Origin of the sequence: Hydrogenophaga sp. (assembly GCF_030656115.1) — a bacterium.
In the GTDB taxonomy this organism is placed as follows: domain Bacteria; phylum Pseudomonadota; class Gammaproteobacteria; order Burkholderiales; family Burkholderiaceae_C; genus Hydrogenophaga.
In genome coordinates this window covers 19,854-44,969 of the sequence record NZ_JAUSOO010000059.1, presented here as the reverse complement: position 1 = coordinate 44,969, position 25,116 = coordinate 19,854, and the positions used below count along the sequence as shown (strand labels likewise).

Sequence of the window (25,116 nt, the reverse complement as noted above, 5' to 3'; positions counted from 1 at the left end):
TGTTATTACGTGGACAAAACCCCCTACGCGCTGCGTCTGATTCGGGAGGGCGGTCATTATTTCTTGAGCCGCCCGCGCCGTTTTGGCAAAAGTTTGTTTCTGGACACGCTCAAAGAATTGTTCGAGGGCAACCGCGAGCTGTTCCAAGGGCTGGCCGCCGAAACCCAGTGGGACTGGACGAAAAAGTACCCGGTCATCCGCATCAGCTTGGGCGATGGGGTGCTGCAAAGCCGGGCTGAGCTGGAGCAGCGCATACAGGCCATTTTGCGCACCAACCGCGAGACGCTGGGCCTTCCCCGGCCCGCCGACTGGCCCGAGGTGGACACGGCCGGTAACCTCTCCCACCTCATTGCCCAAGCCCACCGCAGCACCGGTCAGCGGGCCGTGGTGCTGATCGACGAATACGACAAACCCATTCTCGACAACATCACCGACGCACCCACCGCCACGGCCATGCGCGAGGGGCTCAAAAATCTCTACTCCGTATTGAAAGGCGCTGACGAACACCTGAAGTTCGTCTTCCTTACCGGCGTCTCCAAGTTCAGCAAGGTCAGTTTGTTTTCAGGCCTGAACAACCTGCAAGACCTCACGCTGATGCCCGAATACAGCGCCATCTGTGGCTACACCGACGAAGATGTGGATACCGTGTTCGCCCCCGAACTGCCCGGGCTGGACCGCGAAGAAGTGCGCCGCTGGTACAACGGTTACAACTGGCTGGGCACCAGCGTTTACAACCCGTTTGACCTGCTGCTGCTGTTTCGCAACCGCAAATTCAAACCCTACTGGTTTGAAACCGGCACGCCCACCTTTCTCATCCAGCTGCTGGCCGAGCGGCAGTTCTTCACGCCCAACCTGAGCCAGGTGGTCGCCCACGAAAAGCTGTTGTCTACCTTTGATGTGGACCACATTCCTGCGGAGGCGCTGCTGTTTCAGACCGGCTACCTGACCATCCACGACAGCCGCGAGCCGCTGTTGGGCAACTGGGTTTACACCCTGGGTTACCCCAACCGCGAGGTGGAATCCAGCCTGAACATGGCCTTGCTCACCGGCTACGGCCTGAGCGAACAACACGCTCTGGGCACCCGGCTGGCGCTGATCGAGCTGCTGCAAACCCGCAACCTGGCCGGACTCGAACCCCTGTTTCACGCTCTGTTCGCCGGCATCCCCAACGACTGGTACCGGAAAAACCAGCTGGCCCAATTTGAAGGCTATTACGCCAGTATTTTTTACAGCTACTTCGCCGCGCTGGGGCTGGACATTCGCCTGGAAGACACCACCAACCATGGGCGTATCGACATGGCTGTGTTGTTCAACAACGAAGTGCTGCTGTTTGAATTCAAGGTGGTGGAGCTGACACCGCAGGGCAAGGCGCTGCAGCAGATCAAAGACAAAGGCTACGCCGACAAATACCGCGCACGCGGTGAGCCCATCCACCTGATTGGCGTGGAGTTCAGCAAGGACAGCCGCAACGTGGTGGGTTTTGAGGTGGAGACGGTGCATGTTTGAATCCGCCGAAATAGGCCACCAGATTGGCCGCAAGGCCTACAAGGAAGCTGAGGCGAAACTGCGCCAGGCGCTGCTGGAAGCGCAATACCAGTTGCTTGAGAGCAAACAACGCGCGGTCATCGTGCTCGTCAACGGGGTGGACGGCGCGGGCAAGGGCGAGACGGTCAACCTGTTCAACGAATGGATGGACCCGCGCCACATCCGCACCGAGGCCTTCGCCACCCCCGATGCCAGTGGCGAAGACGCCCCGCTGGGCCACCCCGCCATGTGGCGCTTCTGGCAGGTGCTGCCGCCCAAGGGGCATGTGGGCATTTTGTTTGGCAACTGGTACACCGACCCCATCGTGCAGCACGCGCTGGGTCACGACAAAGAATCCCGCTTTGACGAGCGTCTGACAGAGGTCCGCGCCTTCGAGCGCATGCTCAGCGCCGAGGGCGTGTGCTTGGTCAAGCTCTGGTTCCACATGACCAAAGAAGGCGTGGCCAAGCGCTTCAAGGCGCTGGAAAAAGACCCCAAAACCGCTTGGCGTGTCACCGCCCACGACTGGGAGCGCCTGAAACACTACGACCGTTTTGTGCCCATCTCGGCCAAGGCGCTGCGCAAGACCAGCACCGGCGAAGCCCCTTGGCTGGTGATCGACGGCAGCGACCCCGGCTACCGCGCGATCACCGCAGGCCAGTACCTTCTGGACAACCTGCTGCGCGCGCTGCAGCCCTTTGCCCCCTTGGGCATCGGGCACGCGGCCCCGCCCCCGCCCCCGCCGCTGGACGGGCGCAGCTTGCTGGCCACCCAGGACTACACCCGCACGCTGGCGCGCAGCACCTACGAAGACCAGCTCGAACGCCTGCAAGGCCGGCTGAACAAACTACTGCGTGCGCCCGAGTGGAAGCGGCGCTCGCTGGTGCTGGTGTTCGAAGGCATGGACGCGGCCGGGAAAGGCAGCACCATCCGGCGCATCACCCAGGCGCTGGATGCGCGGCACTACCGCGTCATTCCGGTGGCCGCCCCCAACGAAGCCGAGCGGGCCCAACCCTACCTGTGGCGCTTCTGGCGTTACCTGCCGCGCTGGGGCCACACCACGATGTTTGATCGCTCCTGGTATGGCCGCGTGCTGGTGGAGCGGGTGGAAGGCTTTTGCAGCGAACCCGACTGGACCCGCGCCTACGACGAGATCAACGCCTTTGAAGAACAGCTCACCCAGGCGGGTACGGTGGTGGTCAAGTTCTGGTTGTCCATCACGCAGGAAGAACAGCTCAAACGCTTTGAAGCGCGGCAGAACACGCCGCACAAGGTCCACAAGATCACGCCCGATGACTGGCGCAACCGCGACAAGTGGCCGCTGTACGCCCACGCTGTGGACGACATGATGGACCGCACCAGCACCGACATCGCGCCCTGGCACATCGTGGCCAGCGACGACAAACGCTGGAGCCGCATCGAGGTGCTGCGCCTGCTGTGCGAGCGGGTGGAGGCTGCCCTGGACACCAAGGGTTGAAAAACGCCCGGGAGGGCGCCCACGTACGGAGGTTCATGCTCCTGCCAACGGCATGGAGTCCGTCGCTTTTGGAGGGGGATCAATCCACCATCCCAAACCCCAACCCGCGCAAGCGCTCCCGGAATTTGTCCAGGTGGGCATTGCGCACCACCAACAGCGCAGGGCCCACCCGCAAGCACAGCGATCGGGTTTCTGGGTGGATGGCAAGGGTTTCGGCGGTTTCCTCGTCCCGGCATTCCACCAGGGTGGCCGCGCCAACGGCTTGGAGCGCGGTGCCATCTTGCGCGCAGCGCTCCAGAAATGCGGTCGCCTCCTCGGGCAGCGGACCGTCGTTGTGCGATGCCAGAAACTGGCGCAGAAGGTCGATATCGTGGCTTTTTTCGATGGCGGCCACGGCCTTGGATGGGGTGAGCTGCCATGTCCGTGCATCCACGGAAACCGCCCACATGGCCAGCAGCAGCTGCGACTCGGGCTCCAGAGTGCCCCGCAGCACCTTCACCTGCAGATTGGGCAAAACCAGCAGACGGGCCTCGCTGACCTGCACCGTGGGCAGGTAATCCTCGCTCAGACCCAGCACGTAGGCCCCCAAGGGGTTGATGCGGATGCACTGCAGGCCGTCGTACCGGCTCAAAAACGCCAGCTCGTCTGTACCCCAGTTGTTCTGAAAATCCGTGCGTGCACCCTGCGGCTCGCTGTACATCACGTCCACCAGACCCAAGGTGGCGGTGTATTCCAGCAACACCGCCATGAGGTAGCGCAGTTGCACGATGTTCCAGTCGTGGAACCCGCTGTAGCCCAAGGCGCCGTACTGTTTGTCGGCAATGTAGAGGCTCCATGTGTTGTGGGCCACGTCAAAGTCGAAGCCATTGCCCCGCATGAAGCGCCCCAAGGTGTCGACCTGCATCCACTGGCCCACCGGACATTCGCGCAAAGCCGCATGAATGGCCTCGCGCCGTGGCGCCAGGGCCGTCATCACCCGGCCAGCGGATTGTTGACCTTTGATGGCATCCACGCGGCTGAACTCGTCAAACGCCGCCGTCTGGAGCCACTTTCGCCACAGGCTGCGCAGGGTCTGGGCGGGGGGCGCGCTCAAGGCCTTGATGCCCGCCGGGGTGGGCGTGAGACGACCCGAAACGCAGGCCGCCAGACCGCCCACTTGCAACAACAACGGCCATGCAAACGCCTTGATGGGACCAACCTGCTGGTCCCATTTGTTTTGCTTGTCGATCCAGGGGTAAAAATCGCCGCCGGCGAGTTGGGCGCTGATCAGGCGCTGGGATGCTGCGCTGGCCACCGCCGTTTTGTCGCTCACCTGAACGCGGGTTTGCTCCAGCGTGCGCAGCAACACCAGCACATCTTGCAAAGCATCGCGCTCGGTGCAGCGCACGGTTACCTCGTCTTCAGGGGGCAAATCCCGAGCAGCTGGCATGACCATGCGGGCGGGTTGGGCAACCCAGCTGGCCAAGCGGGCGCGCAGATCCGGCGGAATGTACCAACGGCGCGTTTCTTTTGAATAGAAAAAGAGCAAGCACAAGGCCGTGGGTTTTTGCGTGCCGTACCGTTGTTTGGCCGTGATCGCGAATAGGGGGCTGGCCTGGTACTTGGCCTCAAACGCCACACCGTCGTATTCACCAGCGGGGTGGTAAACGGCCTCAGCCACCGCATCTTTTTCCACCGGCCCCAAGGCATCCCACATGGTGCGCAAGTGCGCGCCCTGCAAACCGCTCTCGATGGCGCTCAACAGAGCGGTTTTGTTGCCGATCTGGGTGGCATGGTTGGCGCCTGGCACATGCGGCAGCAGATTTTTCAGATCGGGTACGGTTTGCAGTTGAAGGGATTCGGTGAAACAGGGGTACATGGTGGTGGCTTGTATGTTGTATGCAGGAGCCGTCATTTATCCAGCTGCAACAGCAAAGCCCACGATGTTGCGGTACCCGTTGTGGGGCGTGGTGGCAAAGAGGGTGTGGAGCAGCGGCTTGAGCGCGGACAGGTCGTTGGCCATCAGCACGCGGTACAACTGGCTGAGCCCGTTTTTGCCCGAATGGTAATGCCCTTCCTCGCGCAGTTCACGAAGGTTCTGGATGCCAATGGGGACAGGGCTTGCGCAAAACCGCCGGCGTGGACTGGGGAGACGGGGTCAATGGCCATGTTCATGCTGTTTCCACCTCAAGGCCTGCGGTGTCGGCAGGGTCTTCGTGGGTGTGAAAATGCCGGCTTGGACAGCATGCCTTGGCAGCTGCCACCTGTTGCATTCGGTCCTCAAGCGCCGCCCGGGCGTCCCCGCCGTTTCTAAAATATCCCCCTTATGTCCAAAAACACCCGGCGCCACACCGCGCAGCCCACGCCCAATCCTGAACAGGTAGCCGCCATTCGCCGCTTGGCAGAAAACGGCGATATTGAGCAGGCGCGGCGGCGCCTCGCCGCCTTGCGCAAGTCCTTTCCCGGCTTCAAACCCTTGCTGGGCCTGGCCTGGGAGATCGAAGACCTGGGTGACGAGCCCGCGCGCGCCACGGCACGGGCGCTGGAATGGCAACAGGCATCGCCCAACAGCCGGGCGGCTGTGGAGGCTGTTTGCGACAGCGCACGCCTGGCGGGCTTTTTCATGCTGTTCGCACGCGCCGCTGACCGCTTGAGCGAGATGGATGGAAAAGCGGGAACGGCGTTGCCCGCCAGCATCGACAACCCGCTGGGCACGCTCACACCCGAACAGGCCCTGGCCATGGACCTGTCGCGCATGCACCTGGATGACAACAACACAGCAGCAGCCATTGCCACGCTGCAGGGCGTGGACCACCCCTCGGCCAAGAACAACCTGGCGCTGGCCTGGTTCGCCGATGGCCATGTGCGCCAGGCGCTGGCCGTGGCCGAAGCCAACTGGCAGGCCCAACCCAACAACCTGTTTGCGCTGGGCGATATCGTTCGCTGGCGTTGCTGGCTCAAGGGCATGAGCCCCAGCGTGGACCTCAAAGCGCCGTTGCAGCACGCCGTGCCTCTGCGTGCAGAAGATGCCATTGCACAGGTGCTGGGGTTGCGCTTTCTGGGCGATGAAGCTGCCGTCGCCCAGGCGTGGGCCAAAGCCGATCGTGCCGCTTTTTGGGCCCACACCACCCGAGACCAGCGCACCGTGTTCCAGGGGTTGCAGGACCCTTTGGCCACATGGCCGGGCCGCAGTGCCGCGTGGCTTCCGCGCAAATGGCTGGACGCATACCGCAACGCCCTGGCGGCTCACCAGGTACTGAACAGCGCGCTGCTGGAGCAGCAGGACCAGGCGTTCGCGGTGGTCTGCGATGCGCACACCGACTACCTGGTTCGCGTGATTCAGATGGGTGACGAGATCGGTCGGCACCTGGCATTCTCGGTGCTCAAAGAGCGCGCCAAACACCAAGGCGAAGCGGTGCGTGAGGCCTTGATCTCGTTGCTGAAGTCTCCTGCGGGGTCCGATTCGATGCGCATGGATGTGCTGCGCTGGATGACCGAAGAAGACATACTCAGCAAAAGTACGCCCGTGGACGTGTGGACCAACGGGGAGATAAGAACCATACGGTCCAGCGGATGGACCATTTCGGGTGAACCCCTGCCCAGTCCGTTCCCGCCCGAGGGAACCGAATTGAATGCGCGCGCCCTGACCGCCATGCACGAGGGGCATTTGACGCTGGCATTCGATTTGTTCACCCAGTTGCACCAGAGGTACCCAGAAAAGCCATCGCCCCTGGCCAATATGGCGTCCATCAAAGAAGCACTGAAGCACAACCCGCAAGCCATCAAGGACCTCTACCAACAAGCCCATGCCTTGGCGCCAGACTACCTGTTTGCCCGTTGCGGATTGGCGCGTTCCCTGGCCAAAGAGGGCCATTTGGAAGAAGCCGAAAGTCTGCTGGTTCCGGTGATGGATCGCACACAATTTCACAGCAGCGAGGCCCGCACCTTTCTGATGACGCAGTACGATTTGGCCTTGGCCAGGGGTGACCGCCAACTTGCCGCCCAACTGGAGCAGAGCCTTGCCGTCTTGTTGGACGGAGAATAGTGGTGAGACGGTGAACGCTGAGCCGAGACACTGAGAAAACAGCAACCCCCTCACAACGCGCCCCTCCACAGCGCCAGCGCCGAAAACACCAGCACGAGCGCCAAGCCACCGGGGCCCATTGCGCGGGCGGCGGGTTGTGACGCACCAGCGTGGTGGTGCTGGCCACCACCGACAAAAACACGCCGCCAAACAACAAGCCCGACGCAGGGGCGGCCGTACTACAGCGTGATGGCGTTGCCGCGCGAGCAAGGCAGCGGGCCCAACCAGGATTCCCCCCCTGTGTTTTGCGGGCACGTCTTCTCACACACAGGCTCCTGGTCGCCCGTCTATCATCCCGCCATGCTGATCGAAACGCTGGGCGCTGCCCGAGACATGGGGCGGCTCCATCAAATTCTGGGTGTACTGATTCGCCATGGTTTTGGCGACAGCGTGCGCCGCCTGGGTCTGGCCGACCGGCTCGAACGTGCCGGCCATGCCCTCAAATGGGGGCACGCCGCCGATCTCGCCCGGCTCGAACCCTCGGTGCAGGTGCGCCTGGCCATTGAAGAGCTTGGCCCCACGTTTGTGAAGCTCGGCCAGATTTTGGCCGGCCGTGCCGATCTCTTCGGCCCTGAATACATCGCCGAATTTGAAAAACTCCACAGCCACGTGCCCGCCGTGCCGCTGGAGATCCTGCGCCCCCAGTTGCGCGAAGACCTGGGTGGTGAGCCCGAAGACGTGTTTGCACGCTTCGACCCCGAGCCCTTGGCTGCCGCCTCCATTGCACAGGTGCACCGTGCCCAGCTCAAAGACGGCACCGAAGTCGTCGTCAAAATCCGCCGCCCCGGTATCACCGACACCATCGAAGCCGACCTGCGCCTGCTCGCCCGCATCGCCGCCGTGGCCGAAGCCGAGATACCCAGTCTCAAGCCCTACCGGCCCCAGCAACTGGTGCGCGAACTGGCGCGCTCGCTCAAGCGCGAGCTCGACCTGGCCAGCGAATGCCGCAACGCCGAGCGCATTGCCACCAACCTCGCGCCGCTGCCCTGGATCGTGGTGCCCAAGGTCCACTGGCAGCACACCACCGAGCGCGTCAACGTGCAGGACTTTGTGGGCGGTGTGGCCGGCAACGACCTGGCTGGTCTCGACCACCAAGGTTTTGACCGCAATCTGCTGGCCCAACGTGGCAGCCAAGCGGTGTTGAAAATGATTGTGCAAGACGGGTTTTTCCACGCCGACCCGCACCCCGGCAACGTGTTTTATTTGGCAGGCAACCGCATCGCCTTCATCGACTTCGGCATGGTCGGGCGCCTCTCGCAGCGCCGCCGCGACGAGCTGCTCAACCTGCTGCTCGGGCTGGTGGAGCGCAACCCCCAAACCGTGGCCGATGTGCTGCTTGACTGGACCGGCGACGAACACGGCGTCAACCTGGCCGTGCTGGAAACCGAAATAGAGGCTTTCGTCGACCAGTACCACGGCACCCCGCTGGCCCAGCTCAACCTGGGCCAGATGCTGGCCGACGTCACCACCATCTTGCGCGAGCACCACCTGGGCTTGCCGTCCGACATGGCGCTGCTCATCAAGGCCTTCATCACCCTGGAAGGCATGGGCCGCGGGCTCGATCCCGAATTTCACATGACCACCGAGGCCCTGCCGCTGCTGCGCCAGGTGGTGCGCGCCCGCTACCAACCCAAGGTGGTGGCCAACCGTGCCTGGCAGACCCTGCGCCGCACCCTCGCCGTGGCCGAGCAACTGCCGCACGACGTGTCGCGCCTGCTGCGCAACGCACGCCGCGGGCGCGTGCACGTGGGCATCGAGCTGGCCCACCTCAAGCGTGTGGGCGACCAGATCGACCGCGCGGCCAACCGCCTCACCATGGCGCTGGTCATCGCCGCCCTCATCATCGGGTCGTCCATCGTGATGACCGTCAAAGGCGGCCCCACCCTGTTCGGCTTGCCAGCCTTTGGCTTCATCGGCTTCGCCAGCGCCTTCGTGGGTGGGCTGTGGCTGGTGCGTGCCATCTGGCGCAGCAGCAAAGGGCGCGATGTGGGGGACGGGGACTGAGAGGCTGAGAGTCTTTCGTTCATGCCCGCTCGCCACCCCAAAACGGGACACCCAAACGCCCTCAGCACTGAACGCGACAGGGCTCAAAACCAATAAAAGGGCGTATTTTTCTTTCCCGTGCTACATTACCGGGTTCGCCTTGGGCGACTGGCCGCGTCAAATTTTTGAAGTTTTGACGCACCGCCCCCGGCAGAGGGGTTGCCTGTCTTGCCCCACCATCGCGAGCGATGCCCGTTTTTTCACGACGCGGCTGCGATATTTCCCTCCTGTTGCCGATGCCCCTGCCGTGGCTCGTGCACCGGATCTGGCCTGGTGTTCCCAACACCGTGCGGGTTCCGGGTGATTCAGTTGGGCACCCCGGCGCTTGGGGCTGCCACTTTGTTTTTCGGGCGTTTTCCGGTTTTGCAGCTGTGGCTGCGGGCCACTGCCCACTGATGTTTTTAATGATTCATACGACCACGATCACGACAACGAAGAGTCTTTCTCCTCTCACTTTGGGCAAATACCGCATTGCGGCTTGCCCGCGCCCGTTGCCTTGCGGGCGCTTCGCCGCACAGGTGTCCATAGCCAGTGGACGCGGCAGCGCTTCCACCGCCCGTGTGATGCGCTTTGTTGACGATTTCTCAACCCACGATGCTGCGGCAAAATACGCTGTTGCCCAAGGCATTGATTGGGTGAATGACACGCTGCGCATCCAGGCGCGCCCAACCGTTGCGGCGCAGATGCCGTCGCCCCAAATCTGTATTTGAAAAGGAGCCTCACATGGCCAAAGAAGATCTGATCGACATGATGGGTATCGTCAACGAGGTGCTGCCCGACACGCGTTTTCGCGTGACGCTGGACAACGGCCACCAGTTGATTGCCTATTCGGCAGGCAAGATGCGCAAGAACCACATCCGCATTCTGGCGGGTGACCGCGTGTCGCTGGAGCTGTCGCCTTACGACCTGAGCAAGGGCCGCATCAATTTCCGCCACATTGAAGGCCGTGGCCCGATGGTGCCGCGCAAGCCACGCTGATCCGGCATTGAAATCGCCCTCGTAGCGCCTGCGCGAGCGCTGCCGAGCACGGGTGCCTCCGGTCAGTTGCCTGACTTGAGGCGCATTCGGCGCGCCCGCACGGCGGCCGCCAGTTCTTCGAGCACCGGCACGGTCTGCTCGAAGCTGATGCAAGCGTCGGTGACGCTCACACCCGCTTGCAGCGGTTGGCCGGGCACGATGTCCTGCCGTCCCTCGTTCAGATGGCTCTCGATCATCAGGCCGGTGATGCGCGCATCGCCTGCGGCAATTTGCTGCGCCACGTCGGCGGCCACGCCGATTTGTTTGCGGTATTGCTTGCTGCTGTTGGCGTGCGATACGTCCACCATCACCTGTTCGCGCAGGCCGGAGGTCTTGAGCAGTTGGCAGGCGGCGTCCACATCGGCGGCGCTGTAGTTGGGTGCTTTGCCGCCGCGCAAAATCACATGGCAGTCGCGGTTGCCTCGGGTTTCAAAAATCGCCGCCTGGCCCATCTTGGTCATACCCATGAAGGCGTGTGCGGCCTGGGCGGCTTGTATGGCGTCGGTGGCCACTTTCACACCGCCATCGGTGCCGTTTTTGAAACCCACCGGGCAGCTCAGGCCGCTGGCGAGCTGGCGGTGGCTTTGGCTTTCGGTGGTGCGCGCACCGATGGCGCCCCAGCTCACCAGGTCGCTGATGAATTGAGGGCTCAACAAATCCAGAAATTCGGTGCCCACCGGCAGCCCCAGCGCCAACACGTCCAGCAACAGCTGGCGGGCCAACTCCAGACCTTCGTTGATGGCGAAGGTGCCGTCCAGGTGTGGGTCGTTGATGTAGCCCTTCCAGCCCACGGTGGTGCGGGGTTTTTCAAAATACACCCGCATGACCACGAGCAGGTCGCCGGCCAGTGCGTCGGCTTGCGTTTTGAGCCGCTGTGCGTAGTCCATGGCCTGCGCGTGGTCGTGGATGGAGCAGGGTCCCACCACCACAATCAGCCGGTCGTCTTGCCCGTGCAGCACGTGCGAGAGCGCGCTGCGGCTGCTTTCTACCAGCGCCCGGGCTTCGGGCGGGGTGGGCAGCCATTCCTGCAGCAGGGCGGGCGTGATGAGCGGGCGCACGGCGCCAATGCGCAGGTCGTCGATGCGGGTGGTGTCCTGGGTGGACAGCGGGGTGGAGGTGCGTTGGGCGTGGGTCATAGCCCGGTATTGTCGCGCGGCATCCGTGGACCGGTGGTGGCCACCCGCGTGAGCACGGTGCTCAGGGGCGGCGAAAAGCGGTGTGCTGGCTGGCCCAGTAGCGGTTGTCCAGGCGGTCCAATCGCACGGTGCCACCGGTGGATGGTGCGTGCACAAAGCGGCCGTCGCCCACGTAAATGCCGGCGTGAAAGGGCCGACCCGAACCAAAAATCACCAGGTCACCGGTGCGCCTTTCGTGGGTGCTGACCGGGTGTCCAAAACCGGACAGCTGCGCCACGGTGCGCGGAGGGGCCACACCGATGCGGCTTTTGTACACATAGCCGATCAGGCCGCTGCAGTCGAACCCGCTGTCGGGCGTGTTGCCGCCGTACCGGTAGGGCGTGCCCACCAGGCCCAGCGCATGGATGGCGATGTCACTCGACGGTCCGGCAGGCAGCGGACGCGCCGGCCCGGACGGCGTGCTGCCGCAGCCTGTGAGCAGCAGGGCGAACATCAGGGCAAGGCTTGAAACAACACAGCGCATGGCGGTCCAGCGCAGCGGATCGTTCCTCACGGTGCCCCCCCTATCTGGGCTGCGGTGGGTTTGCAGGCTGTTGCGCTCCATCCCGATGGTGAGGCCGTGGCGCGCGCCAGAAATTTCGGCAGTGCGGCGCGCGTGCAGGCTTGCAGTGCGCACAAAAAGCGGTGGTCGGGCTCGGCCACACCGTGGCGCGTGCGCAGGTCGTGCTGTATGCGTTGCAGCAGTTCGGCGGCCATTTCAGCGTCGGCCAGTGCCCGGTGCGCCCGACCGGTGCGAGGCAGGTGAAAAAAGTCCACCAGGTGGCCCAGCTTGTGGCTTGGCGCTTCAGGGTAGAGCCGGCGCGAGAGCAGCACCGTGCAGGCAAACGGCTGTGGCGCAGGCATGCCCGCGTGCGCGAGTTCGGCCACCCAGTAGCGTCGGTCAAACGATGCGTTGTGCGCCACCATGGGCGCGGCGCCGACAAAGTGCGCGGCGTCGGCCATCACGGCCGCAGCCGGTGGGGCGGCTCGAACCATGGCGTTGGTGATGCCGGTGAGCTGGGTGATGAACGCCGGGATGTGAACGCCCGCGTTCATCAGGCTCTGAAAGCGGTCCACCACCTGGCCGCGCTCCAGCAACACGATGGCCACCTCGGTGGCACGGTCGCCTTGACCCGGAGAGATGCCGGTGGTTTCAAAGTCGATGACGGCGATGCGGGACATGGAAGACTTCCCAGTCAGGGTGCCTGGCGCTCAGCCGCTCAGGCCTTTTTCAGGAATTCCGACTTCAGCAGCATGCTGCCCAGTTCGGTTTTGCAGTCCACGTTGTGGCCATCGTGGCCGTCCACCAGGCGGATGCTTTTGATTTTGCTGCCTTTCTTGAGCACGCTAGACGAGCCTTTGACCTTCAGGTCCTTGATCAAAATCACCGCGTCACCATCGGCCAGCGGGTTGCCGTTGGCGTCTTTCACCGCTGCGCTGCCGGTGTCTTCGTCGGGCGCGCCCGTGTTGGCCGTGGGCCACTCGTGCGCGCAGTCGGGGCAGACGACGTTGTCGCCGTCCACGTAGGTGTTTTCAAGGCCGCATTGCGGGCAGGCTGGGAAAGTGTGGGGCATGGGAGGCGTGGGCCAAAACAAACGAAGGTTCGTATGGTAGTGGACCTGCGCCGCGCCGGTCCTGCCGCGTGCCCGGTGGTCAGCGCGTTGTGGTGAAGTCGGGTATGCGCACCATCGCCATCGCATCGAATTTCGGGCCCAAAAAAACCGGCACCAGGGCCGGTTTTCAAACTTGCGGCGAGACGCAATCAGTACCCGCTGCGCCCGCCCCGGTTGCCACCGCCATAACCGCCAGCGCTCGCTTCTTTCGGGCGCGATATGTTGACCACAATGGAGCGTCCACCCACCGACATGCCATTGAGCGCTTGAATCGCCGCATCGGCTTGCTCGCTGGTGCCCATTTCCACAAAGCCGAAACCTTTGGAGCGGCCCGTGTCGCGGTCCATCATGACCTTGGCCGATGTGACGTCGCCGTACTCGGAAAAATTGTGGCGCAGGGCGCTGTCGTCGGCGTTGAAGGGCAGGTTGCCCACGTAAAGTTTGGTGCTCATGAAAGAGCCTTTCAGAGAGAGGGCGCCGTGACCCGGAAAAGCCCGGCGGCGCAGGAAGAAGCGGCGTCCAGTAGACACCGCAGGAACAGGTGTTGTGCCTGCCCAGGGCAACACACAACACAGACAGGGGCGCCGCAACCGCACAGGTGGCCTGTGCGAGTCAGCGCCACACAGAAGTGAAAAGAGACAAGTGGCCACTGCAGGCCATCGGTTGCGGTGACCCACCGGGTTTTCCAGGCCGCCCCAGGGCCAATTTGCGGTGGCGCAAACGGGTTGGCCGGCAAGCACCAGCGGGTTTTGGCCAAGGGTGCATCATATTCTGCAAACCCATGCCCATTTTTTTCGCACCATCCTGGATCTGAAAGACACCGACATGCCAGAAACCACCTTCCACATACCCAACCTGCAAACCCAGGAAGACGCCGATGCCGTGATGTTTGAGCTACAAGACCTGCCCTGCGTCAACCAGGCCGACGTCAACTTGCCCGAACACACCGCCTGGGTGAGCCACACCCGCATGATTGCCCCCGAAGACATTGCCGCCGCGCTGCAAGAGGCGGGCTACGAGGCCACACCGGTGTGAGCGGCGTGGGTGGTGGATGCTTGCTTCGTCGTTGCGGTGGGTTTTGCGCAGTTTGGCAATGTGCGGATAAGTTCTCTTAAGCCGCCGCAGGCGCCGCCAGCGATTTGCGGAAGCGGTTGAGTTCCTGCACGGTTTTGAAGGGCTGTTCCATGAGCAGGCTCATGTTGTGCAGGATGCGGTCCACCACCTTGGTCTCCCACACGGCGTCAAAGTCGATCTGCTTGTCCAGCCAGTGCTCCAGCCACTCGGGGTTGGGCAGTTTGCTCTGGATGGTGTCGTTCGGGAACATGGCCTTGTTCACGTGCAGGTTGGTGGGGTGCAGGGCCTGCGCGGTGCGCCGGGCGCTGGCCATGAGCACGCCCACTTTGGCAAACGCCACCTTGGCTTCGCTGCCGAACTTGCCAATGGCGCGTTTCATGTAGCGCAGGTAGGCGCCGCCGTGGCGGGCTTCGTCCTGGCTCAGGGTGGCGTAAATCTGTTTGATCACCGGCTCGGTGTGCCATTCGCTGGCGCGGCGGTACCAGTGGTTCAAACGGATCTCGCCGCAGAAGTGCAGCATCAGCGTTTCCAGCGGCGGCGCGGGGTCGAATTCAAAGCGGATGTCGTGCAGTTCCTGTTCGGTGGGCACGAGTTCGGGGCGGAAGCGGCGCAGGTATTCCATGAGCACCAGCGAGTGTTTTTGCTCTTCAAAAAACCAGATCGACATAAAAGCGGAGAAGTCCGAGTCGTCGCGGTTGTCGCGCAAGAACATTTCGGTGGCGGGCAGCGCGGCCCACTCGGTGATGGCGTTCATCTTGATGGTCTGGGCCTGCTCGTCGGTCCGCGCGCTGGCGTCGAAGCTGTCCCAGGGAATGTCCTTGTCCATGTCCCAGCGGACGGATTCGAGTTGCTTGAAGAGTTCGGGGTAGAGCATGGCGGGCTTTCGGTCGATCGGCTGATAGCGTTGGATTTTATGCACGGGGGGTGTAAATGCGCTTACACACCATCCAGGTGGGCCAGGGTAAGTGCTGCCTGCTGGCGCAGGGCCTCGCGCTCGGCGGGGCTTAGACGGGTGAGGTTGCGCACCATCAGGGCGGTGCGGGGGCTCGCAGCCAGTTCGGTCTCGTGGCGGTCCAGAAAGTTCCAGTAGAGCGTGGTCATGGGGCAGGCGTTGGGGCCGGTGCGCTGGTCGGGCTGGTAACGGCAGCCCCGGCAGTGGTTGCTCATGCGCGAGATGTATTGCCCGCTGGCCACATAGGGTTTGCTGGTGAAGCGCCCGCCGTTGGCAAACAGCGCCATGCCCGCCACGTTGGGCAGTTCCACCCATTCCACCGCGTCCACATACACCGCCAAATACCAGTCGGCCACCTGCTGGGGTTGCAGCTCGGCCAGCAGCGCAAACTGGCCGGTGACCATGAGGCGCTGGATGTGGTGCGCGTAGCCGTGTTTCAGGGTCTGGCCGATGGTGTCTTGCATGCAGGCCATGTGGGTCTGGCCGGTCCAGTACCAGCGCGGCAGCGCCCGCTGGTGGCCAAAGTGGTTGGCGGTTTTCATGCCCGGCATGTCCAGCCAGTAGACGCCGCGAATGAATTCGCGCCAGCCCAGTATCTGGCGGATGAAGCCTTCCACGCTGGCCAGCGGCAGGCCGCGCTCGTGGTGCGCGGCTTCGGCGGCGCGGATCACGTCGCGCGGGTCGATCAGGTGCAGGTTGAGCGAGACCGAAAGCAGTGAATGCCAGCCAAACGGGGTGTCGGTCCACATCGCGTCCTGGTAGGCGCCGAAACATGCCAGCCGCACGTCCACAAAGTGCTGCAAGGCTTGCTGCGCTTGCTCGGGTGTGACCGGCCAGCCAAAGTGCGCCAGTTCACCGGGGTGGTCGGGGAAGCGCGCCTGCACCAGCGCGATCACCTCGCGGGTGGTGGCGTCGGGCGCGAAGTGGGTGGGCTCGGGAATCCAGCCCGGTCCGGCTTTGGGGTAGCTTTTGCGGTTGTCGGCGTCAAAGTTCCACTGGCCGCCCACCGGCGCTTTACCGTCCATGAGCACACCGTGTTCGCGGCGCATCTCGCGGTAAAAGTATTCCATGCGCCATTCTTTGCGCCCACTGGCCCAGCGTGCAAAGCGCGCGCGGCTGCACAAAAAGTGGGTGTCTTCCAGCACCTGCAAGGGCACGCCAGCGCTGTGCGCCACGGCGGCGATGTCTTGCTGCAAGCGCCATTCGCCGGGTTCGCACAGCCACAGCGTTTGCGGTGCGAACCGGGCCAGCGCGTGGGCCAGGCGCTCGGGCAAGCTGGGCAGGGCGTCCAACGCCGGGTCGTCCAGTGCCAAGTAGTGGCAGGGTAGCCCGGCGTCGGTCAGGGTTTGCCCAAAGTGCCGCATGGCCGACAAAAACACGGCGATGCGGGCCTGGTGGTTCCAGACCTGGGTGGCTTCGCCGGGCGCTTCGATCATGAGCACCGCGTCTTGCGCCGGGTCGAAGCTGGCCAGGGCGGGGTTGCCCAGCCAGAGCTGGTCGCCCAGCACCAGCACCAGGCGGCGCAACGGGGTGGCGTGCTGTGGGGTTGGGCGCGGCGTCATGCCGGTCGGTCTTTGGCGGCGCGGCAGCGGTCGCTGCAATATTTCACCTGTTCCCAGGTGCGCGCCCATTTTTTGCGCCAGGTCATGGGCCGGCCGCAGGCGGCGCAGGGTTTCTGGGGCAGGCTGGCTTTGTTGCCGCGAAAAGCGTTCATGCGGCCTCCGGCGCGGGTTGCGCGTGCAATGGCACTGCGCCAGCGCGCCAGCGCGCCACGCCGGTGGTGATGTCGTCGAGCTGGCCCATGGGCCAAAACGCGGGAGCCTGCGTGGCGCGCGGGCCGCGCGGCTGGCGGTAGAGCGCGGGGCACTGGCCACCGGCCCAGATTTCGACCGAAGCGGGCAGGCGCTCGCGCAACTGGGCCAGGGCGGCCAACACGTCGCGCGGGTTTTGCACCGCCGTGAAGCTCAGGGCCACCACGTCCACACGGTAAGCGCTGGCGGCGGCCACAATGTCGGGCAGCGGGGTTTGCACGCCCAGGGCCACGGTGTCACAGCCCGCCAGCACCATAAAGCTCTCGGCCATGAGCAGGCCCAGGGCGTGGGGTTCACCGGGCACGGTGGTCAGCAGCACGCGGGGTGGCTGGCGCGGCTGGTTGGCGGCCACCTGGGCCATGGCCGAACGCAGCAGGGCTTGCACCACCTCGGTGTACAGGTGTTCTTCAAACACAGCCAGTTGGCCGTCCAGCCACGACTGGCCCACGCGCACGTTCATGGCAATCACGCCGTCGCGGATCAGTGCCGCCAGGCCGTGGGCCAGCAGGTACTGGTTCATGGCGCGGCGCAGGTCGTGGGCCTGGTGCTGGCGCAGCAGCTGCATCCAGTGCTCCACCGGTACGGCGTGTGCGGCGTCGGCGGCCGGTAACCGGCGGCGGGCTCGGGCCGGCAGAGCCGGGCACGCGGCGGGCAGCGCATCGGCCGGGTTTCGAGGTGGGGTTTGAATCTGTTCACGCTGTGCCTGCGTACCCAACTCAAGCAATTTCTCCAACGGCAGCGCCACCACGCCGCCCGGACGGTGGCCGGCGTCGAGCAGGCGCCGAATGTGGCGCAGCCGCAGCAGTTGGGCGTCGTCGTATTGGCGTTCGCCCAGTGCGTCGCGCTCGGGCGTGGGGAAGCCATAGCGCCGCTCCCACACCCGCAGCGTGTCTTTGGACAGGCCGGTGTCGCGCTCGACATCGGCAATGGTGTGCCGGGTCGCGGCGCTGAGGCTTGAACTTGTCATGGACAAATGACTCATGGGTTTACCGCATTATGGAGTTTTATGCATGAACGAGCGCATTGTCTATGGCAAGCCCGCACCCGAAGGATGGCGACCCGGGCAGGGTCTTGTGCTGTGTGGCTGGGTGTTCTGCTGGGCTTTGAGCCCCGCCGCACAGGCCCAGACGGTGCCCGCACCCACCGCCAGCGCCACCTGCAGCCCCTTGCTGCAACACCGCTTTGACCGGCTGCAGGACGAAAAGCCCCAGTCGCTGTGCCAGTACGCGGGCCGGGTGGTGCTGGTGGTCAACACCGCCAGCTTCTGCGGCTTCACCAGCCAATACCAGGGCCTGGAAGCGCTGTATGCGCGCTACCAGGCGCGCGGGTTGGTGGTGCTGGGCTTTCCGTCGAACGACTTTGGCCGCCAGGAACCCGGCAACAACCAAGCGATTGCCGACTTTTGCGAGAACACCTTTGGCGTGAAATTTCCCATGTTCAGCAAAACCACGGTGGTTGGGCGCGAGGCCAACCCGCTGTACCGCCAGCTCGCCACGCGCACCGGGCAGACACCGCAGTGGAACTTCCACAAGTACCTGATTGGGCGCGATGGCCAGACCGTGCGCAGCTTCGGCAGCGCTGTCGAACCCCATAACCCTGAACTGATCAAGGGTATTGAGCGATTTCTATCGGTCAAATAGTGACCAATCAGTCACAATAAAACCAATCGGTATATTTTGAGCCTGCAGCCCTTGTTTATTGACGGCAAGCAGGCCCCAACAAACGGTCTGGAGGGAACCATGGCCCACATTCAGCGGAACTTTTTCAAGCGACCTTTGCTCACATGCTTCAACGTGTGGGCAAAGACAGCCAACATTTGCGCACAACCCGTTTTTGCACTGCGAAGCCTTCCAGGCGTGTGTCTGGATGCAATCCCGAGGCGGTTTTCCTCCTCCTCCCTCCCTCCCTTGTTCGTCCCGGGGCGCTTCGCAGGCATTTTCTATTCCACCGGCCACACGCTGCTGGCGCACGCCGGTCGGGGAGTCTGATCCATGTACTCAGACCCCCGCGCCCCAGCCGCCCGCACGCCCTCGCCCCACAATCCACGCCAGCCCCGGGTGGCCATCGTCGGCTCGGGCATTTCGGGCCTGGCCGCTGCCCACACCTTGCAGGGGCTGGCCGACATCACCCTGTTTGAAGCCGGCGACTACTTTGGCGGCCACACCCACACCGTGGACATGACCCTGCCCAACGCGCAGGGCGTGCCCACCACCTTTGGGGTGGACACGGGTTTTCTGGTGCTCAACGAACGCACCTACCCCAACCTGCTGGCGCTGTTGGTCGCGCTGGACGTGCCGATTGCCAAGTCCGACATGTCGTTTTCGGTGCAGGCGCCCGGCGCGGCGCGCGACGGCAGCACACTGGAATGGAGCGGCTCCAGCCTGTCCACCGTGTTTGCGCAGCGCGGCAACCTGACCAACCCGCGTTTTTGGCGCATGTTGGCCGACATCGTGCGCTTCAACCGCATCACCACGAAGCTGGCCCAGCGCGGCGAAGACCTGCTGCCGAACAGCCCGCTGCTGCAGCCGCTGGGCGAGTTCCTGTGCGAACAGCGCTTTTCCAGCGAGTTTCGCGACTGGTACTTTTTGCCCATGATGGGCTGCATCTGGAGCTGCCCGACCGACCAGATGTTGGCCTTCCCGGTGGCCACCATGGTGCGCTTTTGCCACAACCACGGCCTCATTCAAATCACCAACCGGCCGCAGTGGTACACGGTAGCCGGTGGCGCGCGCCAGTATGTGAACAAGATCACCGCCCGCATTCCCGACCGCCGGCTGAACACCCCGGTGTTGCAGGTGCTGCGCGACGCACAGGGCGTGCGCGTGGTGACCCAGGGCCGGGTGGAGCGCTTCGACGCGGTGGTATTCGCCTGCCACAGCGACCAGGCGCTGGCACTGCTGGGCGAACAGGCCACACCCGAAGAAACGGCGGTGCTGGGCGCCATCCACTACCAGCCCAACCACGCCGTGCTGCACACCGACACGGCCGTGCTGCCCCAGCGCAAGCAAGCCTGGGCCGCCTGGAACTACGAGCGCTCGCCCAACCCGAGCCAGGAGTCGGCCCAGGTGTGCCTGCACTACCTGCTCAACCAGCTGCAGCCGCTGCCGGTGCAGCAGCCGGTGGTGGTGTCGTTGAACCCACAAGGGCCCATCGACCCGGCCAAGGTGGTGGGCGAATACACCTACGCGCACCCCGTGTTCGACCTCGCCGCCATTCAGGCGCAGGCCCGCGTGCCCGCCCTTCAGGGCCAACAAAACACGTTTTTTGCCGGCGCCTGGATGGGCTACGGCTTTCACGAGGACGGCCTGAAAGCGGGCCTGCAAGCCGCCCGCGCCCTGATGGACGCCCACGGCCTGAGCGCCACCACCAGCCCCGCCGACACCCGCCGCGCCGCCTTGCCCGGGGTGTTTGCATGACTGCGCCGGGCAGCGCCGTACACGCCGTGACCAGCGTGGGGGCCACAGACCCGTGCGCCGGGCCGCCCCAAGCCGGGTCAGCCCCCTCGGGGGGCAGCGCAGTACACGCGGTGACCAGCGTGGGGGCCAACCCGAGCGCCGCGCCGGGCCGCCCCAAGCAAGCTCGCGCCCCCTCGGGGGGCAGCGCAGTACACGCAGTGACCAGCGTAGGGGCCAACACCCCCCTGATTGGTTTTGGCCAGGTGCGCCACATGCGCCACCGCCCGCAGCGCAACGCCTTCGCCTACCCCACCTATTTTTTGATGCTGCCCATGCGCAGCCTGCGCGCCCACGGCTCCGGCGCGCTGGCGCGCAACCGCCGCGCTGCGCTGGCCTTTCACGACAGCGACCACGGCGACGGCGGCCCCGACAGCCTGGCCTGGCTCGACCAGTTGTTGCAGCAACACGGCATCACCGACGCGCAGGGCGAGGTGTGGCTGCACACCTACCCGCGCGTGCTGGGCTACAGCTTCAAGCCGGTGAGCTTTTGGTATTGCCACCGCGCCGACGGCAGCTTGCGCGCCGTGCTGGCCGAGGTGAACAACACCTTTGGCGAGCGCCACTGCTACCTGTTGGACGCACCGCGCCTGGGTGTGCCCTGCACGGCCGACAAGGTGTTCCATGTGTCGCCGTTTTGCCCCGTGCGTGGCCAGTACCGCTTTGTCTTCATGCGCACCCGGCACGCGGGCCTGGACCGCACCGTGGCCCGCATCGACTACTTTGACGCCGCTGGCGAACCGGTGCTCATCAACACCAGTGTGAGTGGCGTGCTGGAGCCGCTGACCGCCGCCACCCAACGCCGCGCCCTGTGGGCGCACCCGGCCATGACGCTGGGTGTGGTTGCCCGCATCCACTGGCAGGCGCTGCGCCTGTGGCTGAAAAAAACCCCGTTTTTTCGCCAGCCCGCCGCCCCACGCGACTTCGTGACCGCTGGCGACGCGCCCGCCCACACACGCCCGAGTTGAACGCTCCCCACCCACCTTGCCCACGCTGCCCAGCCCGCCCATGAACAGCACCACCGCCACCAACCACCCCGCCGGCTTTGCCCTGCCGCGCAACGCCCCGGCCGCCGCACGCACGCTCATGCAACTGCTGCAGCGCCTGCGCCACGGCAGCCTCACGCTGCAACTGCCCGACGGCTCGGTGCAGCGCTTTGGCAGCACCGAAGGCCCGCACGCCAGCCTGCGCATGGTGAACTGGAACATGTGCCGCGCGGTGCTCAAGTCCGGCGACATCGGCTTTGCCGAAAGCTTCATGGCCGGCGACTGGACCACGCCCAACCTGACCGCGCTGCTGGGCCTGATGGTGGCCAACCGGCGCGAGGTGGAAGACGCCATTTACGGCTCGTGGCTGGGCCGCCTGGCGTACCGGGTGCGGCACTTGCTCAACCGCAATTCCAAAGCCAACAGCCGCAAAAACATCCACGCCCACTACGACCTGGGCAACGCGTTTTACGAGCTCTGGCTCGACGGCACGATGAACTATTCGTCGGCCCTGTTCGAGGCACCCGAGCAAAGCATGGTGGACGCGCAGCACGCCAAGGTGCGCCGCGCCCTGCGCATGGCCGGCGTGCAGCCGGGCGACCGGGTGCTGGAAATTGGCTGCGGCTGGGGCGCGCTGGCCGAAAAAGCCACCACCGAATTCGGTGCCTCTGTCACCGGCGTCACGCTGTCCACCGAACAGCTGGCGTTTGCGCAGCAGCGCATGGACAAGCTGGGCGTGCAAGACCAGGCCGACCTGCGCTTGCAGGACTACCGAGACATTGCCGATGCGCCCTTTGACGCCATTTGTTCCATCGAAATGCTGGAGGCGGTGGGCCGCGAATACTGGCCCACCTACTTTCAGTCGGTGGCCAAGCTGCTCAAACCGGGCGGGCGGGCTTGCATCCAGAGCATCGTGATCGACGACGTCCTGTTCGAGCGCTACATCGCCGGCACCGACTTCATCCAGCAATACATCTTCCCGGGCGGCTGCCTGCCCTGTCCGCGCGAGCTGCGCGCCCAGGCGGCCCAGGCTGGGCTGGAGGTGGTGGACGAGTTCGCATTTGGCCCCGACTACGCCCGCACCCTGCAACTGTGGCGCGAGCAGTTTTTGCACGAGCAAGAGCGCGTGCTGCAGCTCGGTTTTGACCAGCGTTTTCTGCGCATCTGGGAGTTCTACCTGGCCTACTGCGAAGCCGCTTTTACCGGCGCCAACGTGGACGTGGTGCAGATCACCCTGCGCAAACCCGGCTAAGACCCGCCATGCCCACCACGCCGTCAACCACCCGCCCCCTGCGCCTGCGCCGCATGCCCCCAGCCGCTGCTTTTTTGCTCGCCGTGACTGCCGCCGCCTGGTGGCCCAGCACGGTGTGGGCCACGCCCGAAGCCACCGCCAGCGCCGCGCTGCAGGACAAGCAGGTGCAGGGCAACGCGCGGCTGCGCGTCTGGGGCTTTGAGGTGTACGACGCCAGCCTGTGGGCCGGCCCCGGTTTTGACGCGCAGCGCTACGAGCAACACCGTTTTGGGCTGGAGCTGAGCTACCTGCGCAGCTTGAAAGGCCGGGCCATTGCCGAACGTTCCATCGAAGAGATGCGCGGTATTGCCCCCATCACCCCCGAACAGGCCACGCGCTGGCTGGCGGCCATGAGCGCGTTGTTCCCGGACGTGCAGCGCGGCGACCGCATCACCGGTGTGCATGTGCCCGGCAGTGGCGCACGCTTTTATTTGAACGGCCGGCTGCGCGGCGAGCTGGCCGACGATGCCTTTTCGCGCCTGTTTTTCGGCATCTGGCTCTCGCCCAACACCTCGCAACCGGCCATGCGCGCCACGCTGCTGCAATCGGTGGCCGCGCCGCGCACACCATGAGCCCCGCCACCGCAGCGGCCACCGACCCAGCGGCCCGCTTCATCGGCCCCGGCGCCTGGCGCCACGGCCTGGGCTACGGCTTGCTGGGCCTGCCGCTGGCCTTTGTGGCGCTGCCGCTGTATGTGATTTTGCCCAACCACTACGCCCGCGAATTTGGCGCGCCGCTGGCCGCACTCGGCGCGGTGCTGCTGGGCGCGCGGTTGATCGACGCCGTGCTGGACCCCTGGATTGGCCGCTGGTGCGACCGGCTGTTTGCCCGCTCCACCCGCGCGGTACTGAGCGCTGCCGCCGTGGCCGCCGTGGTGCTGGCGCTGGGTTTGTGGGGTTTGCTGTTTCCGCCGCCTGCGGTGCGCAGCACGGGCATGGCGGCTTTGCTGGGCTGGGCGGGCGCGGTCATGGCGGTCACGTACACCGCGTTCAGCGTGGTCAGCGTAGCGCACCAGGCCTGGGGGGCGCGCCTGGGCGGCAGCGAAGCGCAGCGCAGCCGCGTGGTGGCCTGGCGCGAAGGGCTGGCGTTGGTGGGCGTGTTGCTGGCGGCGGTGTTGCCCGGCACGCTGGGGCTGGGGGCCACGGTGTCGGCGTTTGCGGTGCTGCTGGCGCTGGGCGGCTGGGCCTGGAGCCGTTCGCTGGTGCCCACCGCACCGGCTGTTGTGCCGCTTTCGGGCGCGGTGCCCGCCGTCTCGCCGTTGCGCCAGCCCGCGTTTTTGCGCCTGCTGGCGGTGTTTGTGCTCAACGGCACGGCCAGCGCCGTGCCCGCCACGCTGGTGCTGTTTTTTGTGCAAGACCGACTGCAAGCGCCGCCCGCCTTGGAGCCCGCATTTTTGGCCACCTACTTTTTGTGCGCCGCGCTGTCCATGCCGCTGTGGGTGCGGCTGGTGGCGCGGCTGGGCTTGGCGCGCACCTGGCTGGCGGGCATGGGTTTGTCGGTGGCGGTGTTCATCTGGGCCGCCACCCTGGGCGTGGGCGACACCACCGCGTTTCTCATCGTCTGCGCGCTCTCCGGCCTGGCGCTGGGCACCGATTTGGCCTTGCCCAGTGCCCTGCTGGCGGGGCTGATTGGTCGGCTGGGCCAACGCGGTCAGCGCGAGGGCGCGTATTTTGGCTGGTGGAGCTTCGCCGCCAAGCTGAATCTGGCGCTGGCCGCCGGGCTGGCCCTGCCGCTGTTGGCCTGGTTGGGCTACACGCCCGGCGCACGCACGCCCGAAGCGCTGCACACCCTCACGCTGGCCTATTGCGTGCTGCCCTGCGTGCTCAAGCTGCTCGCCGGTGGCGCTTTGTACAGGCTGGTCATTCGGCCCGAACAGCGCGCCGCCCTCCTTCCCGCCCTTTGAGAAAGCCCCACCATGCAACGACGCCTTTTGCTCACCGCCAGCATCGCCGGTGCCGCCAGTCTGGCTGGCTGCGCTGGCCCACAAATCAGCGACTACGCCAGCGAAAAACCCGCCTTGGACCTGCGCAGCTATTTCAACGGCACGCTCGACGCCTACGGCGTGTTCACCGACCGCTCGGGCCAGGTGGTCAAACGCTTCACCGTGCTCATGCGCTGCACCTGGGACGGCGACAACGGCGTGTTGGACGAAGACTTTGTGTACTCGGACGGCAGCACCGGCAAACGCATTTGGCGCATGAAACACCTGGGCAATGGCCGCTACAGCGGCACCGCCGACGACGTGGTGGGCGAGGCCCAGGGCGAAACCCGCGGCAACGCCTTTCGCTGGGGCTACACCCTGGCCCTGCCGGTCGATGGCCGGGTCTGGAATGTCACGTTTGACGACTGGATGTACCTCATGGACGAGCGTGTGATGCTGAACAAAGCGGTCATGAGCAAGTTCGGCGTGCGCCTGGGCGAGGTCACCTTGTCTTTTGTAAAACGCGGCTGAGCGCATGGCCACGCCTGCCCCCATCCCCACCTTCCCCCAGCGGGGGAAGGGGCAAGACACCCCTTCGGCGCAGCGCCTCCAAGCGGCTGTGTCGGGCTCCCTCCCCCGCTGGGGGAGGGTTGGGGTGGGGGCGCTCCCGAATTTTTCTCAAACAGGTCCTGCGTACCGCCGTCCCCCACCCACACC

24 protein-coding genes and 1 pseudogene are annotated in these 25,116 nt (G+C 64.9%); 14 read left to right on the top strand and 11 right to left on the bottom strand.

Annotated features, from left to right (window positions below; genetic code table 11):
- On the top strand, window positions 1-1,506 hold a 1,506-nt coding region (locus tag Q7J58_RS08475; protein WP_304826142.1), incomplete at its 5' end, for an ATP-binding protein.
- Window positions 1,499-3,001 (top strand): polyphosphate:AMP phosphotransferase, encoded by a 1,503-nt coding sequence (gene pap, locus Q7J58_RS08470; RefSeq protein WP_304826139.1) that lies wholly within the window; start codon window positions 1,499-1,501, stop codon window positions 2,999-3,001. The genes Q7J58_RS08475 and pap, both read left to right, overlap by 8 nt.
- A 79-nt stretch (window positions 3,002-3,080) precedes the next feature.
- On the opposite strand, the gene Q7J58_RS08465 is transcribed toward pap, so the two are convergent.
- Window positions 3,081-4,859: a hypothetical protein gene (locus tag Q7J58_RS08465; protein WP_304826136.1), complete on the bottom strand. Its 1,779-nt coding sequence runs from the start codon at window positions 4,857-4,859 to the stop codon at window positions 3,081-3,083.
- A 447-nt stretch (window positions 4,860-5,306) separates the two neighbouring features.
- Between Q7J58_RS08465 and Q7J58_RS08460 the strand changes: the two genes are divergently transcribed.
- Window positions 5,307-7,025: a hypothetical protein gene (locus Q7J58_RS08460; protein WP_304826133.1), complete on the top strand. Its 1,719-nt coding sequence runs from the start codon at window positions 5,307-5,309 to the stop codon at window positions 7,023-7,025.
- Between the two features lie 50 nt (window positions 7,026-7,075).
- Here the strand turns inward: Q7J58_RS08460 and Q7J58_RS08455 are convergent.
- Window positions 7,076-7,230 (bottom strand): annotated as a pseudogene (locus Q7J58_RS08455) (MFS transporter); the annotation flags it as partial.
- A gap of 134 nt (window positions 7,231-7,364) precedes the next feature.
- On the opposite strand from Q7J58_RS08455, the gene Q7J58_RS08450 reads away from it, so the two are divergent.
- The 3 genes from Q7J58_RS08450 to infA all read left to right on the top strand — a co-directional run bounded on the left by Q7J58_RS08450 (window position 7,365) and on the right by infA (window position 10,085).
- A complete protein-coding gene (locus tag Q7J58_RS08450) occupies window positions 7,365-9,068 on the top strand; it encodes an AarF/UbiB family protein (protein ID WP_304826131.1) in 1,704 nt (567 codons plus the stop codon).
- Between the two features lie 227 nt (window positions 9,069-9,295).
- Window positions 9,296-9,817: a hypothetical protein gene (locus Q7J58_RS08445; RefSeq protein WP_304826129.1), complete on the top strand. Its 522-nt coding sequence runs from the start codon at window positions 9,296-9,298 to the stop codon at window positions 9,815-9,817.
- Window positions 9,818-9,830: 13 nt separating this feature from the next.
- Complete coding sequence (gene infA / locus Q7J58_RS08440) at window positions 9,831-10,085, top strand: translation initiation factor IF-1 (RefSeq protein ID WP_304826126.1); 255 nt, start codon at window positions 9,831-9,833, stop codon at window positions 10,083-10,085.
- A 62-nt stretch (window positions 10,086-10,147) separates the two neighbouring features.
- Here the strand turns inward: infA and Q7J58_RS08435 are convergent, their stop codons facing one another.
- From Q7J58_RS08435 to Q7J58_RS08415, 5 genes are all read right to left on the bottom strand, one after another.
- Window positions 10,148-11,260 carry a 3-deoxy-7-phosphoheptulonate synthase gene (locus tag Q7J58_RS08435; RefSeq protein WP_304826124.1) on the bottom strand — a complete coding sequence of 371 codons (1,113 nt, stop codon included), beginning with the start codon at window positions 11,258-11,260 and terminating at the stop codon, window positions 10,148-10,150.
- A gap of 61 nt (window positions 11,261-11,321) precedes the next feature.
- Complete coding sequence (locus Q7J58_RS08430) at window positions 11,322-11,783, bottom strand: C40 family peptidase (RefSeq protein WP_304826159.1); 462 nt, start codon at window positions 11,781-11,783, stop codon at window positions 11,322-11,324.
- A gap of 26 nt (window positions 11,784-11,809) precedes the next feature.
- The gene (locus Q7J58_RS08425; protein ID WP_304826121.1) at window positions 11,810-12,481 is read right to left on the bottom strand and encodes a 3'-5' exonuclease; all 672 of its coding nucleotides are present in this window, start codon (window positions 12,479-12,481) and stop codon (window positions 11,810-11,812) included.
- Window positions 12,482-12,519: 38 nt separating this feature from the next.
- On the bottom strand, window positions 12,520-12,873 hold the full coding sequence (locus tag Q7J58_RS08420) for a zinc ribbon domain-containing protein YjdM (RefSeq protein ID WP_304826118.1): 354 nt from the start codon (window positions 12,871-12,873) through the stop codon (window positions 12,520-12,522).
- Window positions 12,874-13,061: 188 nt separating this feature from the next.
- Window positions 13,062-13,364 (bottom strand): RNA-binding protein, encoded by a 303-nt coding sequence (locus Q7J58_RS08415; RefSeq protein WP_304826115.1) that lies wholly within the window; start codon window positions 13,362-13,364, stop codon window positions 13,062-13,064.
- Window positions 13,365-13,737: 373 nt separating this feature from the next.
- Here Q7J58_RS08415 and Q7J58_RS08410 point away from each other — a divergent pair, with 373 nt between their 5' ends.
- The gene (locus Q7J58_RS08410; protein WP_304826112.1) at window positions 13,738-13,947 is read left to right on the top strand and encodes a heavy metal-associated domain-containing protein; all 210 of its coding nucleotides are present in this window, start codon (window positions 13,738-13,740) and stop codon (window positions 13,945-13,947) included.
- A 76-nt stretch (window positions 13,948-14,023) separates the two neighbouring features.
- Here Q7J58_RS08410 and Q7J58_RS08405 read toward each other — a convergent pair whose 3' ends face one another.
- The 4 genes from Q7J58_RS08405 to Q7J58_RS08390 form a co-directional block, all read right to left on the bottom strand.
- Window positions 14,024-14,860 carry a ferritin-like domain-containing protein gene (locus tag Q7J58_RS08405; RefSeq protein WP_304826156.1) on the bottom strand — a complete coding sequence of 279 codons (837 nt, stop codon included), beginning with the start codon at window positions 14,858-14,860 and terminating at the stop codon, window positions 14,024-14,026.
- 62 nt (window positions 14,861-14,922) lie between these two features.
- Window positions 14,923-16,500, bottom strand: a complete 1,578-nt coding sequence (locus Q7J58_RS08400) for a cryptochrome/photolyase family protein (RefSeq protein WP_304826109.1) — start codon at window positions 16,498-16,500, stop codon at window positions 14,923-14,925.
- A complete protein-coding gene (locus Q7J58_RS08395) occupies window positions 16,497-16,652 on the bottom strand; it encodes a DUF2256 domain-containing protein (RefSeq protein ID WP_304826106.1) in 156 nt (51 codons plus the stop codon). Before Q7J58_RS08395 ends, Q7J58_RS08400 begins: the two co-directional genes overlap by 4 nt.
- Complete coding sequence (locus tag Q7J58_RS08390) at window positions 16,649-17,716, bottom strand: cobalamin B12-binding domain-containing protein (RefSeq protein ID WP_304826104.1); 1,068 nt, start codon at window positions 17,714-17,716, stop codon at window positions 16,649-16,651. The genes Q7J58_RS08395 and Q7J58_RS08390 overlap by 4 nt, the downstream gene beginning before the upstream one ends.
- A gap of 43 nt (window positions 17,717-17,759) precedes the next feature.
- On the opposite strand from Q7J58_RS08390, the gene Q7J58_RS08385 reads away from it, so the two are divergent.
- The 7 genes from Q7J58_RS08385 to Q7J58_RS08355 all read left to right on the top strand — a co-directional run bounded on the left by Q7J58_RS08385 (window position 17,760) and on the right by Q7J58_RS08355 (window position 24,930).
- Window positions 17,760-18,389 carry a glutathione peroxidase gene (locus tag Q7J58_RS08385; protein WP_304826101.1) on the top strand — a complete coding sequence of 210 codons (630 nt, stop codon included), beginning with the start codon at window positions 17,760-17,762 and terminating at the stop codon, window positions 18,387-18,389.
- A 351-nt stretch (window positions 18,390-18,740) separates the two neighbouring features.
- Window positions 18,741-20,165: an FAD-dependent oxidoreductase gene (locus tag Q7J58_RS08380; protein WP_304826100.1), complete on the top strand. Its 1,425-nt coding sequence runs from the start codon at window positions 18,741-18,743 to the stop codon at window positions 20,163-20,165.
- A 197-nt stretch (window positions 20,166-20,362) separates the two neighbouring features.
- Window positions 20,363-21,169 carry a DUF1365 domain-containing protein gene (locus Q7J58_RS08375; protein ID WP_304826099.1) on the top strand — a complete coding sequence of 269 codons (807 nt, stop codon included), beginning with the start codon at window positions 20,363-20,365 and terminating at the stop codon, window positions 21,167-21,169.
- A gap of 40 nt (window positions 21,170-21,209) precedes the next feature.
- Complete coding sequence (locus Q7J58_RS08370; protein WP_304826096.1) at window positions 21,210-22,439, top strand: cyclopropane-fatty-acyl-phospholipid synthase family protein; 1,230 nt, start codon at window positions 21,210-21,212, stop codon at window positions 22,437-22,439.
- A gap of 8 nt (window positions 22,440-22,447) precedes the next feature.
- Window positions 22,448-23,050 (top strand): chalcone isomerase family protein, encoded by a 603-nt coding sequence (locus Q7J58_RS08365; protein WP_304826093.1) that lies wholly within the window; start codon window positions 22,448-22,450, stop codon window positions 23,048-23,050.
- Window positions 23,047-24,381, top strand: a complete 1,335-nt coding sequence (locus Q7J58_RS08360) for an MFS transporter (RefSeq protein ID WP_304826090.1) — start codon at window positions 23,047-23,049, stop codon at window positions 24,379-24,381. Before Q7J58_RS08365 ends, Q7J58_RS08360 begins: the two co-directional genes overlap by 4 nt.
- Before the next feature lie 12 nt (window positions 24,382-24,393).
- The gene (locus tag Q7J58_RS08355) at window positions 24,394-24,930 is read left to right on the top strand and encodes a DUF3833 domain-containing protein (RefSeq protein WP_304826087.1); all 537 of its coding nucleotides are present in this window, start codon (window positions 24,394-24,396) and stop codon (window positions 24,928-24,930) included.
- Window positions 24,931-25,116 lie beyond the last annotated feature (186 nt).